Origin of the sequence: Ruminococcus sp. XPD3002, assembly GCA_900119535.1 — a bacterium.
GTDB lineage: Bacteria > Bacillota > Clostridia > Oscillospirales > Ruminococcaceae > Ruminococcus > Ruminococcus flavefaciens_H.
On the sequence record FPJT01000002.1, the window covers coordinates 255,940 to 270,964 of the forward strand.

Below are 15,025 nucleotides of genomic sequence, written 5' to 3' on the forward strand. Positions count from 1 at the left end.
CTCGGAGTGTTACTTTTTATTCTGTAGTTTTTTTCAATTTGGTTTTCATAACATAAAGAAATGTGATGCGCAAATTCTTTATATTTTAGGGAATTTGCGCTCCCAGAACAAAGTTCGGGGCAGTAACCGCCCAAAGGCGGTTACTGAGTACACATTAATTATAACACGTAAAAAACGGGAAAAAGGTCGGTTTGCGGAGCTGTTATCCTTGTGGTTCGGGCGGTGTGAACCAGCTAACGGTAAAGCCTTCGTGGTTCTGTTCCTGTTCGATGATGATGTTATCGTTTTCATCGGACCTTACTCCTCTGCCCCATGATGCCGAGTAGGTATAGAATCTTTCGCCGCTTTGGAAACACGACTGACCGAAGCCTATGGGGAATTCCGTACCGATATCGGGTATGATGAAGTAGTGGAAATTGCCGCCGTTGATGACTATTCCGCTTTCAAAGGCTATACCACGGTCGCCTATCTTGCTGATATCCATGATATAGCGTTCCATTTTGTTAAGGTCGTATACATAGAGAGTCGCTTTGGTATTGCCTGTCATCCTGTCCGCTGAAATTACGTAAACACGGTCACGGAATGTGCCGTTAAGATCGCCTCTTACCTCGGTGGTGAGGGTGTAATAGTCGGAATCCACAATAAGACAGCGGTCCTCACTCTTTTTCGGAACTGCGAGGATATCACCGCTTGAGCCATATCCGTACCATGCGAAGAAGTTCGAGGTTTCGATCTGCATCTTCTCGGTAGGTTCGGTCTCTGTTACAGAACCGTTTTTCAGGTTCAGCACGTAAACAACAGCCTCATTGCCGTCTTCACTGAATTCGGTAAATGCAATATCGTCGGTGCAGTCGAAGAAGTTCCACACTTTGCCTGTGTAAAGGGTTTCAAGGGAACCGTCCTTAACGTGGCATACTTTGGAGCGCTGTACCTGCATAAAGCCTTCTTCGTTTGGTTCCGCCTCATCGGAACAGATTAGGTAGACTTCTCCGTTACTTATTTTCATATCACTTATGGATAATCCCTTGTCGGGGGAGCTGTGGCGGAAAACCTCCGCAGTTTCTTTCGTGTTCATATCGTAGCTCCACACGGAGATATCGTGGAAAAGAACACTGTTATTCGATTCCATGCAGAGGTCATCGTAGTTGACAATGAGGTAGAGGGTGTTTCCGTCTGCCTTGACATTTGTTATCATGCCGATGCTCTCGTAATCGCAGATGGCGGTACATACCTTGTGCGTCCATTCTTCGTGATAGGCAGGCTCAGCAGGAAGCTGAGGTATATAGCGGTCACGTACACTCTCCGCCTTGCAGGGTGAAAGCCGTGAGCCGAGGTCGATGTCTGAAAGGTCGCATGTGCCCGAGTCGAAGGGCACATCCTGCATAAGGCTGATATTGACGTTTATGTCCGTAAAATCGGCATCGGAAAGCTCCCTTTTCTGAGTGGGGACATCATTGACGCTATTGTCTGAATCGGGAGCTTCACCATTGCCGTCGGAAGAAGAAGGAGAAGCGGATTTTTTACTGTCTGACTGTGGCTTTGCGGCTTTTTCCGTACTGTTTTCGGACTTTTCAGCCTGTACCGTGTTTTCGGAAGTCGTTACCACGGTATCCGATACGGTCTGCTCCGAGGAACTGTCCTTATTGTTGTTCTTGCAGGAGAAAAGGCTTGTTATAGCCGTGAACGCCATTAATAACGCAATTGATCGTTTCATATCATTTTCACTCCTTATCTATCCAGAAAAGCTCGGTAGGCATGGTGTGGCTTCCAATATTTCCGTTCGCTGCGGGATAATCTATTGTGAGCATAGTGTATCCGCCGCTGTATTCCGAGTACCAGCCGAATACTCCTTTTACTTCCTTCTCGAATATCTGTCCGATGTCGGGAACTGCTGTAAGCAATCTTCCGCCCTGTGAAAAGCCCATTATACCTTTGCCGACATCGAAATAGCCTGTATTTGCGCTTGTAAGCTGAAGCATATGCCTTTCACCGCGGTCAAGGTCGTAGTGGTAGAGGACTGATCTTCCGGCACCAAGTAATTCATCCTGTGAAATAACTGTACAGTCCCTTTCGTGGGCAGAGATAAGACGCAAGCCTCTTAGTCCCGTATCTATGCGGTAATCATCGGTCACAACGGAATAGGTGCGGTCTTCATTTTTTTCGAGCCTTGCTGTGCCTTTGCCGTATATCATGGGAGGCTCGTTGCTATCAACATGGGGCGCTATCATCGTTAATTCTCCGCTGTCCATATCGTATTCCTGCACATAGCTGTAGCTGTCTATAATGTCACGGACAAATCCCACAAGGAGAACTCTTTCACCGTCGCAGTCGTGTATATGGTCGAAATCACCCTTGTAAAGAGTAGTGATACTTCCGTTTTCTTTGTTTATCTCAACAAGCTCGCCCAGATCGTCAGCATACATTACACCTATCAGCTTGTCACGAACGCAGAAGAGGTTGTATACCGAGTAGTCCCTGTCCGTACCTTTGAGTTCCGTGATCTCGGTCATTTGCTTTGTAACTGCATCCACCGAGTATATCACAGTACAGTGGCTGTTATAGCAGTAGTCGTCATACAGCACACTGAGGTAAAGGGTATCACCGTCAAATGCGTAGGAGGCGAGTCTCGGCTTATCGGGACCAGCGTGTCCTTCATCGTATTCCCTGCATTTTTCCTCATATTCGGGATCGTCGGGACTTGCTTCCCAGTATGGATCACGTATTTTTTCAGCTCTGCAAGGAGTCTCTCTCGTTCCGAAATCAAGTTCAGAGAGGTCGAGACTGTGTATCTCAAATGGCGGTTCGTTGTCCGTATGAGTGACGTTCATTGTAACCTCGCTGAAGCTGTTTTCTGCAAGCTCGATGAATTCGGCAGGTTCCTCCGCCGAGTCCGAAGCCTGTGATCCAGTCGATGCGCTGTTTGCTTCGGGACTGCTTTCGGTTGAAGTGCTTTTGCCTGTTTCCGTACTCTTTTCAGCCTGTACCGTGTCTGCGGAAGTCGTTGCCGCAGTATCCGCTGAAATCTGCTCCGAGGAACTTTCTTTATTGTTGTTCTTGCAGGAAGTAAGTGTCATTAATGAAACAAGAGCGAGAATGATAAATTTTTTCATATTTTATGCCTCCTCTATGATATGCACTATTCTAAAATATCCATTCTTTTATTGTTAGATAAAGGTAGGTATATAAATAAGTGACTTTAAGGGACGAAAAAGACTAAATAAAACAAATAACTTTATTCAGGCTCTTCTGAACGTCTTAAAGCGTCCAGTGTGAAGTCTTAAAGAAGTCTTAAGAATGTCTTAAAATAGCGTAATTTCGGGATTTTTGTATTGACACCGACAGGAATTTGTGTTATTATTTTAACATCGGCTGTGCATACATCCGTGTAAAGATATGAAAGAAAGAGGGTTTTATTAATGGATAAGGTCCTTGAGGTAAAGGAGCTTTCAAAGCAGTATACCAAAGTGCTTGCTGTTGATAAAGTTTCGTTCGATATCGCTCCGGGAGAGATCTTCGCCCTGATAGGTCCCAACGGCGCAGGAAAGACCACTACCATACGAATGATATCAACGCTGCTGACTCCGACTTCGGGAGATGCGATAGTTGCAGGAAACAGCATCGTAAAAGCACCGAAAAAGGTAAGAGAATCCATAACCTACCTTCCCGATGAGGCAGGTGCTTACAAGAATATGAAGGGTATCGAATATCTGCGGTTCATGGCAGGTCTTTTTACAAACGATCCCAAGAAGGTAAACGAGTATGTTGAACGTGCAAAGAGCATAAACAAGCTCGGCGAACGTCTCAATGACAAGCTCGGAAGCTACAGCCGCGGTATGATACGTAAGGTACTGCTTTCCCGTGCGGTAATGACTCAGCCTAAGCTTGCGATACTTGATGAGCCTACCAGCGGTCTTGACGTACTCAATGCCATTGAGATAAGAAAGACCATAAAACAGCTTGCGGCAGAAGAAGGCATGTCCTTCCTGCTTTCATCCCATAATATGCTTGAGATAGAGTTCGTTTCGGATCGTGTCGGCATAATCGCCAAGGGACATCTTCTCGTAACAGGCAGAACGGATGAACTTAAAGCAAGATACAATGCAGCTAATCTTGAAGAAGTATTTGAAAGGGTGGTGAACGGAAATGAAATTCTTTAACCTCCTGAAAAAAGAGATAAAGGACCTTGTGAACCTTCAGATGATCATGGGAATAGTTGTAGTAATGATGCTGTTCTTCATGCTCGGAAATGTAATGGGAAGCACTATGGATGAGGTTTCCAAAATGGGAAGCACCATTAATCTCTGCGACAGGGACAATACTGCTCTTACTGCCGAGATCATCGATATGATGAAAGAAAACGATACAGAGATAAAGCTTGTCGATTCACAGGGCGATGATTATGCAGCGATACTCAGTTCAAATGATATCGATAATCTCGTGATAATCCCCGAGGGATTCTCAGAAGCCTTTGAAAAGGGTGAGAAGCCCGAGGTCATCAATATAACCCGAATGAAATCGGCATCTGCGTTCGCAAGCATTACAAGCGACAACACTGCGGCTACGGATCAGATAAGCTCATGCCTTACGGATCTGCGCTATAAGGATGCGGATATCTCGGAGGATGAACGTGATATCATCACTGATCCTGTTGAGGTGGTTGATAATACCGTTGTAGCTGATAAATCGGCAAAGATATCGTCCCTTGTGGTTGCAGGAAGCCTTTCATTGCAGGGCATGCTGCTTCCCATAATAGTATTTGTACTCATTATGATGACTTCTCAGGGACTTATGAACGCTATCTCGACCGAAAAGATCGACAAGACTCTTGAAACACTTCTTTCAACTCCCGTTTCAAGAACATCCATACTCGGCGCAAAGATGCTTGCAGCTGCAATAGTTGCAATGCTTCAGGCTGTAGCGTATATGATAAGCTTCTCAACATTTGCCGCAGGAATGGCAGGCAATATGGGTTCTGCAATAAACACGGGGACCAATGTTGCATCGGATGCGGATACTTCGGCTATCATAGGCAAGGTAATGTCCAGCAGCGCAGCAATGAATCAGCTCGGACTTACTCTTTCGGTTACCGATTATCTTCTTGTTGGACTTCAGCTCTTCCTTACCATAATGATATGCCTTTGTGTATCGCTTATACTCGGTTCACTTGTAAGCGATATGAAGTCCGCACAGACTCTTATACTTCCGCTTGCACTTTGTGCAATGATACCGTATATCATAACCATGATGACGGATGTTAACTCGCTTCCTACTGCACTTAAGCTTGTGGTATATGCTATACCTTTCACTCATACATTTACTTCGATACCGAATCTGATGTTCGGTCATGATAATGTATTCTTCATCGGACTTATCTATCAGATATTATTCTTTGCTGTATGCCTCTTCTTTGCACTCAGACTATTCAATTCGGATAAGATACTCACTGTATCACTTAATCTCGGACAGAAATCAAAGTTCAAGAAGAACCAGAAGCAGTATACCGATGACTGATAAATAGCTGTTCAAAGGGGACACTCCTGCATTTATGATGCGGAGGTGTCCTCTTTTTGTCACTTTTGTCACTTTTGTCACCTGTCACCTGACACTGTACACGAAAAAAACATTGTCATTTATGTCACAAAGCATATAGTAAGCCATTTTTAATAATTGTTAATATATATATCCAACTATTTGCTTTTTTCAGTTCATACCCCGAGTGACGGGTGACAAAAGTGACAAAATGCATCAATAAGTTGTCAGGAAGCTGTTATAAGAACTGAGTGCAGGGGACGCCTTTGGCGGTACGCACAGTAAGCAGAGAGCAGAAAAGTTACAGAATTTATACGATGTAACGAAAATGTTGTAATTTGTAAATAAATATCAATGGCAATGTTATGAAATATTGGTTGACTTGATAGCCTTATTGTGATATTATATAGAAAAACCTTAGTTCAAAGGAGGAAATGGAAATGAAAAAAATATTGATATCAGCAGCATTCGCTGCAACAGTTGCACTTACATCCTGCGGAGACAGTATGTCGACAAACTCTGCGGCAGACGCTCACAATAAAAATGCACCTGCTTATGAGATGCAGGCTGATAATGCGGCATACAATTCCGATAGCAGTGCGGCAGAAAGCTACGATGCAGAAGAATCATCCGACAGCTCAGCTGCATCCGAGGACCTTGAACAGAATATCCTTAAGGTAGTCAACAAGCAGATGCTTGTATATTCCTGCGATATGAATATAGACGTCCTTGAATTTGACGAATCTGTTGATAAGTTCCACGACCTTATTGACAAATACAAGGGTTTCATAGAGAGCGAAAGTTACAGTGACGGCGGTAATTCAAGCAAGTGGCAGTATTCCGAGGACGAGAAGTGGAAGACTCTCAACGCAGTTATAAGAGTACCGAGTGCGGATTATGACAATTTCTGCAAAGAGGCGGAGGAAATAGGCGATATGCGTATGAAGAATGCTTCCGTCCAGAACCTTACCACCGAATATTCCGACCTTACCACCACTCTTAAGATATACGAGGCAAAGGAACAGCGCTATCTTAAGCTTCTTGCCGAGATAGAGGACGAGAGCAGGGCACTCTCAATGGAAAGAGAGCTTACCGATATACAGGTTCAGATAGCAAATATCAAGACTCGCATGAACTCGATAGAGAACGATGTCGCTTATTCCTACATCAACCTCAGCCTGAACGAGGTGCGTGAGTATCAGGAGGTCAAGGTAAGAGAGCCTGAGGATACCTTCGGTCAGCGCTTCAAAATAACAGTCAAGAAAACAACAAACGGCTTCCTGAACTTCCTTGAAGGACTGCTGTTCGTTATCATAAGCATGCTTCCATACCTTATCCTCATAGGAATAGCTGTATTTGCCATAGTGAAGATAAGAAAGTCGCTCACCAATAAAAAGAAGAGAGAATATGAAGAGCGTGAAAGAAAACTTAACGCTTCAAGGAGCGAGTCCATTGCGGAAACTCATCCGGAGGAGTCTGCTGAGGAGAAAAAGGACGATATCCTCTGATATCGGCGCAGCAACAGACGGTTGCTTGATTACAGATGTAAAAGATGATATAATGTCTGTGAGGTGAAAAAACTATGGAAACCAAAGACATTATACTCGGATTACGCACAAAAAACAATCTCTCACAGGAAGAACTTGCTGAAAAGGTCTTTGTTACAAGACAGGCTGTTTCACGCTGGGAAAACGGCGAGACTGTCCCCAACACCGAGACACTCAAGCTGTTGTCTTTGCTGTTTGATGTATCGATAAATACACTGCTTGGCTCTCCGAGAAAGCTGATATGCCAGTGCTGCGGTATGCCGCTTGATGATACTTCAACAAGCAGGGAACCTGACGGTTCATTCAACGAAAGCTACTGTAAATGGTGCTATACGGACGGCAAATACACCTATTCCAGTATGGAAGAACTGACAGACTTCCTTTCTCAGCACATGGCAAACGAGAGCTTTACTCCCGAACAGGTAAGGGAATACCTGGGGAATATGCTCCCGACTCTTGAACACTGGAAGAAGTGAATCTGTGCTTCGGACGGTGTTCATTAAAAAGAATACGTATAAATGAGGGAAGTACTATGTATAGTGCTTCCCTCAGATTCTTTTCGTTATATGTTATCAGTCTTTGCTGCTGAGCTGCTTCTTGTATCTTCTCTCTCTTTCGAGCACGATACCAAAGACCACAGACATAAATGTAAGACCAAACCAGTCTGAGCCTGTAATCTGGCTGAATGTGGCATGAGGATCGAAGAACTCCGAGAAATAAACAACTGCTGCTGTAATGAGAGTTACGACGTAAACTGCCTTAAAAACGAAGAATGCTATCTTTTCTGACTTTTTCATAATAATTACTCCTTTAGGTTCGTATTTTTTTCCGGGGCTTTTCCCCGTTTCCATGATCTTATTATACACCGCCGCAAGTCTTTTGTCCTTCGTCTTATATTACAGAACGTTACAATTATGAAATGTTATGCCGACTTGATAACTACGAGATGCAGCATAGGTGTGCATTTCGACGATAATTGTGAAAACTTGTTATTACCTCTTGAAAATAAGGAAAGAATATAGTATAATAATATGGATAATATAATCGGGAGGTATGCTCTTTCCGAGAAAAAAGGAGGAACAAAATGGCTAATACAAAAGCCGTCAGCAGTAAGCCGTCGGGTGCATTGTCAAACCCGTTTCAGGCAAGTCCCTACGTTAAGTACAGACCGCTGTACTATATCGCAGCATTCCTGATACCTGCGCTGCTGACATTCATTGCTTACGCCTTGTTCGGTGTTTATCCGTTCAATGGACGTTCAGTACTGACTCTTGACCTGAACGGTCAGTACGTATACTACTTTGAAGCTATCCGTGACGCTTTCTGGGGCGGACGAAGCGCTCTTTACAGCTGGGAGAGAAATCTCTCGGGAGGTTTCCAGGGCGTTATAGGCTATTATCTCGCCAGTCCGTTTACCTTGATAGTGGTGCTTCTGCCAAAGAAGTTCATACTCGAAAGTCTGATGATAATGCAGATTTGCAAGGTCGGAGCCGCAGGAACCTCTTTCTGTGTGTACGCTCAGAAGTCGAAAAAGGTGCCGCCGCTGCAATCGGTCATCTTCTCTACGATGTATGCGCTTATGGCATTCGTTGCGATACAGCTCATCGATCCTATGTGGATCGACGGACCTATCTTCCTGCCGCTGATAATCCTCGGTGTTGAATACCTCATCGACGACGGCAGAAAGATAAACTATATCATCCCGCTTGCTATCATGTTCATTGCCAACTTCTATATCGGCTTCATGGTGGCAATATTCGTGGCATTATACTTCGTGTTCTATCTGTTCTTTGGTACAGACCGCAAGTTCAGGAATTCTATGGACTACGCAAGAACATTCGGCAGAATGGTTCTTGCAACAGGCGTTGCACTGATGTGCAGCTATATCATGATAATGCCTGTATACAACGCTCTTGCACTTGGTAAGTTTGACTTCTCAGAGCCTGATTACAGCTTCAAGACCATGTTCAATCCGCTGGAGCTCATTCCTACTCTGCTGCCGAACCAGTATTACTCCGTAAACGTGGATGAAGGTACAAGAATGTACGGACGTCCCGAGATATACTGCGGAGTTCTGTCGCTCGTACTCGTACCGCTGTTCTATATGAACAAGAATATCCGCAGAAACAAGAAGATCGGCTATTCGCTGATACTCTTCGTGATGTTCTTCAGTATGTACATCAAGCCTATCAATATGATGTGGCACGGCGGTCAGGATCCTAACTGGCTCCCTTACAGATATTCATTCCTGATATCATTTATACTTGTCGCAATGGCAGCCGAGGCGTTTGCAAACCTCAGAGAAAGCGAGATATCTATCAAGCACGTATCGGAAGTTTTTGCAGGTCTTGCAGTTCTTGTATTTATTTTCAGTACTGTAATGTCCACGTTCAATTACAACGAGGAGAAATACAAGTACGTTGCAAAGTTCCCCTATAAGACCACAGAGAACTATAACGGTCAGGACTTCACACATATCTGGCTCGGAACTCTCTGCTTCGGACTTATCCTTGCTGCTGTCTATCTTGCAGGCATCTATCTCTACAGCACTGTCAAGAAAAAGAAGGATGCCCGTATAATAAGTCTCTTTATGGCAGCTCTTGTCATTTTCGAGGCAGGCTACAACACCTATGATACTATCTGGAAGATACACAAAGAGGTCTATTACTCAGACCACAAGACCTATGATGTTATCAAGGACGCATATAAGGTAGTGGACGAGCTTGAAGAAAAGGACAGCTCCTTCTACCGCTCTGAAAAGACCTTCTTCCGTACAGTAAACGACAACCAGGCATGGGGACTTAAGGGTATATCCCACTCCAGCTCTGTCATGAACGGACGTATACTCCGCTTTATCGAGACTCTTGGATACTCTTTCAAGACCTATGAGACAAGATACGACGGAAATACTCCTGTTGCGGATTCGCTCCTCGGCATAAAGTACGTCTTCGACGATCCCGCAAAGCATACCGAAGGCAATAAGAAGTCGCTTCTCAGCCCTTACTACAACAAGATATACTCAACTACCTATACGGACGATTCAAGCAAGCAGGCTACTCTCGATGTATACGAGAACCCCGATGCTCTTCCGATAGGCTTCATGGCTGACGATGATATCACAATGCTCAGCTTCCTCGGAAACGATAACCCCTTCAACAGCATGAACAACTTCCTCAGCTCGATGACGGGAAATACTCCGAGCTATACAGGTGCTCTTGAACCTAAAGAATACTTCAAGAGAATAGACATCGATCCTTCAACAGACGTTGTTCTGAATGACTGCTGGGAATCTGATTACGGCGGACAGCACTGCTATAATGCAAATGCAGGTGCAGGCGATCCTACTGTAAGGATACACCTTACAACTCAGTCTGATGACGCACTTTACATGTTCCTTAAGTCTGATAACGCAAAGAAGAGCAACCTCTGGGTATCTACCACAAAGAACGCTGAAACAGGAGAGTTTGAGGATTTCTCATCCTACGGCTCATACTACGACGGCTATGACTATTCTATCGTAAATCTCGGAAAGTTCCCTAAAGGCACGGAAATGGAAGTAAGACTTACTATCCTTCCTACAGGTGACGGCGGAGCTTATGTAGGTTCCAACGAGTACATCATGGTAAAGGATTTCCAGTTCTATCACCTTGATTACGAGACATTCCACAACGACATATCAGCTCTCAAGGAACATCCGTGGGTTCTTGATATGAACAAGACAAAGGATAACTACCTTACAGGTGAGATAGACGCTCAGGAGGGACAGATAATGTACACATCCATCCCTTACGAGCCCGGCTGGACTATCAAGGTAGACGGCAAGAAGGTCGATCCGCTCTATGTTGAGGCTGATACTGCCGACGGTACAAAGCGTATGCAGAATACTGTTGCAGGGGATCTCGGTTCGATAGTAATACTTGATGCTATGATAGGTCTCAGACTTCCTGCAGGTCATCATACAGTAACTATGAAGTATTCGCCTCCGGGATTCAATACAGGTATCATACTCCTTCTTCTCGGTATTGCAGCATGTGTTGCATTCTATATCACAGACAGAAAGAGCAATCCTGTAATGATCGCCGAGAGAAAGGCAAAAGAACGCAGAAAGGCAGGACTTCCCGAAGTTAATGCTGCTGACGGAAAGAAGCCTGTACAGATAATCAAGTCCAAGGGCAGCGAAGTAGCCGCAAAGGCGGAAGCTGTAAAGGAAAAGGCTGCCGAAAAGGCAGAGCAAGCCGCTGAAGCAGTTGAAAAGGAAGTGCGCGAGACTGCTGAGGATATTGCCGAAAAGGCTGACAAGACCGCTGAAGCTGTTAAAGAAACTGCCAAGGATGCAGTAAAGACAGTGAAGAAAGAGGTAAGCAAGCCGGCACCGAAGAAAAATAACGGCGGCAAGAAGAAAAAGAAAAAATAACCGCACATAATGCGGTCTGACATCAGAAAAAAAGCCCGACGGGAGCGCTCCTGTCGGGCTTATTATTTTATTGAACTGTTTTAGTAGGGGAGTCGGAACTTTCCTGCGCGCCATACGCCTTCGGAGTCTATTACTACCGAGAATTCCTCTTCCTCGGAGTAGGGACCTTCTCCTCCGAAATCTGTTTCGTCATAGTAGTTGGTAACGGTGAAGAATATCTCATCCTCGCCCTTTGAGCGTATATCGGTTATCTTCGAGTAGCCATAGAATATATTTGCTCCTCTTGAGCCGTCCAGAGCGTAAACATGACCGTCCTTTTCCATGTAGAGCAAATCCAGTTCGTCGGGATATCTGTCGCTGAATACCTTGTGGTAATCCGCTCTTATGTCCGCCATTGAAGTGATATTCGCATCCTTTATGCGGTAGAACTGCCAGTTGTACTGGTTCTCGATGTAGTCGTTCATATCAAGCTCATAGGGTGAACCTACGGTGAAGTACCACTGAGTCTTGCAGGCGGACTCGTAAAGTGCCTGTGCCGCAGCCATAAGAGTCTGGTCGTCGGCTTCGGCGGAATCCTCCTTGAACTGTACAGCGCCGTTTGCATCATATGTAAAGTTGGCATCCGAGCTGCCTGACTGAGCGGCAGTTGTTACTGATGCTGCTGCGGTTGTGACGGACTGAGTCTGTGTTTCGGCTGCCTTTTTTGTTGAAGCAGCGGTTTCTGTAGCGTCAGATTCTGTCTCGGCTTCTGTTGCTGCTTCTGTAGTGGAAGCCGCAGCTGTACTTACATCGGAGTGGTCGGCTTTGCCTGTTTTTTCGTTACAGGATGCCGCACATGCTGCAAGTGTCAGTGCAGATAGCATGGCAATAGTGCGTTTCATTATCAAATATCCTCCTGTTCATCGTCCTCAAGGTTGAAATCTATAGTACCGTCGCTGACGTTCACCGCCGCACATACTACTCTTACGGTCTGTCCGAGAGTGTAGGAAACACCGCTGAACTTCTCAGTCAGCGAGACAGGTTCGGAGTAGTCATACTCGCCCTCGGGGAGGGTGCGGATGTGGACAAGTCCCTCAACGGTATTCGGAAGCTCGGCATAGAAGCCGAACTCGGTAACGCCTGATATTTTAGCAGTGAAGCTCTCGCCGATGTGCTGCTTCATATACTCGGCTTTATAGCAGTCCTCACACTCACGCTCTATGGCAACAGCTCTCAGCTCCGCAGAGGATGAGCGCTCCGCAGCGTTTGCGGCAAATCCGCTGTATCGCTTGGTGAGCCATGTGTTGTCATAGCCTGCAAGGATGTCCGTTATCATGCGGTGAATGGCAAGGTCGGGATAACGTCTTATAGGCGAGGTGAAGTGAGCGTAGTCATTAAGCACCAGTCCGAAGTGTCCCAGCGGCTCGTTGGAGTACTTTGCCTTTGCCATTGAGCGCAGCACCATCATATTGACCGCCTCGAACTTGTCGGTATCTCTTGCGTTTTTCAGTATCTCGGCAGCGTGTGCAGGCTTGAATTCGGTAAAATGCGGATAAGCTACTCCTGCCTTGCGGAGCATCTCGCAAAGTGCCGCAGTTTTTTCCTCGGGAGGTGCTTCGTGTACTCTGTAAACGAACGGCACCTTCTTGTCCCTTGCAAGTTTTGCCGCAGCTTCGTTGGCTGTCAGCATGAATTCCTCTATTATGCGCTCTGCCTTTCCTCTTTCACGGGGCACTACATCGACACATACGCCTTCATCGTTGATTATCAGCTTGCTCTCGGCGGTTTCAAGCTCGGGAGCGTGTCTGCGTTCCTTCTTTGCGATAAGTATATCTGCAAGCTCGTTAAGGAGCGGTATCTCCTCTGCAACTACAGCGTACTTTTCCTTTATCGCATCGTCGGCAGAACCTTCGAGTATGCGGTTTATCTCGGTATAAACGCCCTTTACACGGGAACGGATAACGCTCTTGCAGAAGCGGTAGCTGAGCATCTCGCCCTCTTTAGAAAGCTCCATGAATGCAGAGAGAGTAAGTCTGTCCTCATCGGGATTAAGGGAGCAGATGCCGTTTGAAAGCTCCTTCGGGAGCATAGGGATGACCTTATCGGCATAGTATATACTTGTGCCTCGCATGAGAGCTTCCTTGTCAAGTGCGCTGTTGCCCTTTACGTAGTGTGAAACGTCCGCTATGTGGACTCCGAGACGGTAGCCCTTTGGTGTACGCTCGACCGATACAGCATCGTCAAGGTCCTTGGACTCGGCACCGTCAATGGTGAATATCGCCATATCACGAAGGTCCTCGCGGTTGTTGAAGTTGTATTCCTGAACTCCGCCCTCGGATATTTTCTTTGCTTCTTTAAGTACCTCTGCCGAAAACTCGGTAGGAGCGCCGTGGATGCAGAGTATGGACTGAGCGCAGGATGCTGCAAGCTCGGAATTTCCGAACACTGATACGATACGGACCTTATGCTCTGCGTGTCTGCGTCCCCTGAAAACTATCTCGGCAAGGACCTTGTCGCCGTTGCTGAACTTTGTATTGCCGTCCTTCACTATGATAACGTGGTTTTTGGAAGCGGTATCGGGAACGAGGTATGGTGTATCGTCCACGAATTCTATTCGTCCCGTAAGCTCGGATGAACCGAAGCTTATGATATCCTGTACTTCACCCTCGGGTTCGCCCGAACGGGAGGGGATGTCCGCAATGAGTACACGGTCGTGGGGCATTGCGCCAAGCATGCACTTTCCGGGAATGAAATATTCGATGCCGTCATCTGTGACAGCGAATCCGAATGTACGGCTGAGACGTGTTATCTCGCCGACTTTGAGTCCGAGTGCTGAACAGAGAGCGGCTTTCATGCCCTTGCGTACCGTAACTACGCCCTCTGTGCGGAGCTCGTCAAAGGCTGCGGCGAAGTTTTCGTGTCCCGATTTCTTTGTTCTGCACTTTGATTCAAGTTCACTTATTGGCATTGCTTTTTTGTTGTATGTTCTTAAAAATGTAACTATCTTATGCTTATAGCTTTCAACGCTTACTGCGCCGGTATTTTTCTTTTTTGTCTTTCCTGACATATATTATCTCCTTATTTCCTTATATCTTTCCTGTTTTCAAATTAAATGTGACTAAAAAAACAAGCCCCATGACCGTCAGTCACAGGGCTTTATGATGTTCTTACTTATCAGTGAACAGCGGGATGATATTAACAGCAAGAGTAGCAATGAAAAGGATGATACCTAATGCTCTTGTTATCTTGTTGAGAATAGCCTCCTTGCTGCGTCCCTCATTCTTGCCGTAGAACGAATCAGAGCTTGCGCCTGTAAGAGCAGCAGTCATGCTGTCCTGGGATTTCTGCTCCTGAGCGAGACAGATGAGAACGATTATAACGCTTACTATAAGAAGGACGATGCCTCCGATTATTTCAAGAACTGACATAAAAAATGACCTCCGAAAAATGTTTTATGATACGGCATAAAGCCTGTATATTTCAATGAACTATGTTATTATAACATAAATGCGGAGGTTTTGCAAGGGGGTGACGTGAAAAAAGCGCAAGAATTTTT

11 protein-coding genes are annotated in these 15,025 nt (G+C 45.6%); 5 read left to right on the top strand and 6 right to left on the bottom strand.

Going from position 1 to position 15,025, the window contains the following annotated elements; genetic code table 11:
* Nucleotides 1–202: 202 nt before the first annotated feature.
* Complete coding sequence (locus tag BT127_RS02595) at nucleotides 203–1,714, bottom strand: hypothetical protein (protein ID WP_139275360.1); 1,512 nt, start codon at nucleotides 1,712–1,714, stop codon at nucleotides 203–205.
* Between the two features lie 7 nt (nucleotides 1,715–1,721).
* A complete protein-coding gene (locus BT127_RS02600; protein ID WP_075423465.1) occupies nucleotides 1,722–3,110 on the bottom strand; it encodes a hypothetical protein in 1,389 nt (462 codons plus the stop codon).
* 306 nt (nucleotides 3,111–3,416) lie between these two features.
* On the opposite strand from BT127_RS02600, the gene BT127_RS02605 reads away from it, so the two are divergent.
* The 4 genes from BT127_RS02605 (at nucleotide 3,417) to BT127_RS02620 (ending at nucleotide 7,552) form a co-directional block, all read left to right on the top strand.
* Nucleotides 3,417–4,157, top strand: coding sequence for an ABC transporter ATP-binding protein (locus BT127_RS02605; RefSeq protein WP_075423466.1), 741 nt, complete (start codon nucleotides 3,417–3,419; stop codon nucleotides 4,155–4,157).
* Nucleotides 4,144–5,511, top strand: a complete 1,368-nt coding sequence (locus BT127_RS02610) for an ABC transporter permease (protein ID WP_075423467.1) — start codon at nucleotides 4,144–4,146, stop codon at nucleotides 5,509–5,511. Before BT127_RS02605 ends, BT127_RS02610 begins: the two co-directional genes overlap by 14 nt.
* Before the next feature lie 458 nt (nucleotides 5,512–5,969).
* Nucleotides 5,970–7,037 carry a DUF4349 domain-containing protein gene (locus BT127_RS02615; RefSeq protein ID WP_075423468.1) on the top strand — a complete coding sequence of 356 codons (1,068 nt, stop codon included), beginning with the start codon at nucleotides 5,970–5,972 and terminating at the stop codon, nucleotides 7,035–7,037.
* A gap of 74 nt (nucleotides 7,038–7,111) precedes the next feature.
* Nucleotides 7,112–7,552, top strand: coding sequence for a zinc ribbon domain-containing protein (locus BT127_RS02620; protein ID WP_075423469.1), 441 nt, complete (start codon nucleotides 7,112–7,114; stop codon nucleotides 7,550–7,552).
* Nucleotides 7,553–7,648: 96 nt separating this feature from the next.
* Here the strand turns inward: BT127_RS02620 and BT127_RS02625 are convergent, their stop codons facing one another.
* Nucleotides 7,649–7,873 carry a hypothetical protein gene (locus BT127_RS02625; RefSeq protein WP_075423470.1) on the bottom strand — a complete coding sequence of 75 codons (225 nt, stop codon included), beginning with the start codon at nucleotides 7,871–7,873 and terminating at the stop codon, nucleotides 7,649–7,651.
* Nucleotides 7,874–8,160: 287 nt separating this feature from the next.
* On the opposite strand from BT127_RS02625, the gene BT127_RS02630 reads away from it, so the two are divergent.
* Nucleotides 8,161–11,490 carry a YfhO family protein gene (locus BT127_RS02630; RefSeq protein ID WP_075423471.1) on the top strand — a complete coding sequence of 1,110 codons (3,330 nt, stop codon included), beginning with the start codon at nucleotides 8,161–8,163 and terminating at the stop codon, nucleotides 11,488–11,490.
* An 80-nt stretch (nucleotides 11,491–11,570) separates the two neighbouring features.
* Here the strand turns inward: BT127_RS02630 and BT127_RS02635 are convergent, their stop codons facing one another.
* The 3 genes from BT127_RS02635 to secG all read right to left on the bottom strand — a co-directional run bounded on the left by BT127_RS02635 (nucleotide 11,571) and on the right by secG (nucleotide 14,897).
* A complete protein-coding gene (locus BT127_RS02635; protein WP_075423472.1) occupies nucleotides 11,571–12,371 on the bottom strand; it encodes a hypothetical protein in 801 nt (266 codons plus the stop codon).
* 2 nt (nucleotides 12,372–12,373) lie between these two features.
* A complete protein-coding gene (gene rnr, locus BT127_RS02640; protein WP_075423473.1) occupies nucleotides 12,374–14,536 on the bottom strand; it encodes a ribonuclease R in 2,163 nt (720 codons plus the stop codon).
* Between the two features lie 100 nt (nucleotides 14,537–14,636).
* The gene (gene secG, locus BT127_RS02645) at nucleotides 14,637–14,897 is read right to left on the bottom strand and encodes a preprotein translocase subunit SecG (protein ID WP_075423474.1); all 261 of its coding nucleotides are present in this window, start codon (nucleotides 14,895–14,897) and stop codon (nucleotides 14,637–14,639) included.
* Nucleotides 14,898–15,025 lie beyond the last annotated feature (128 nt).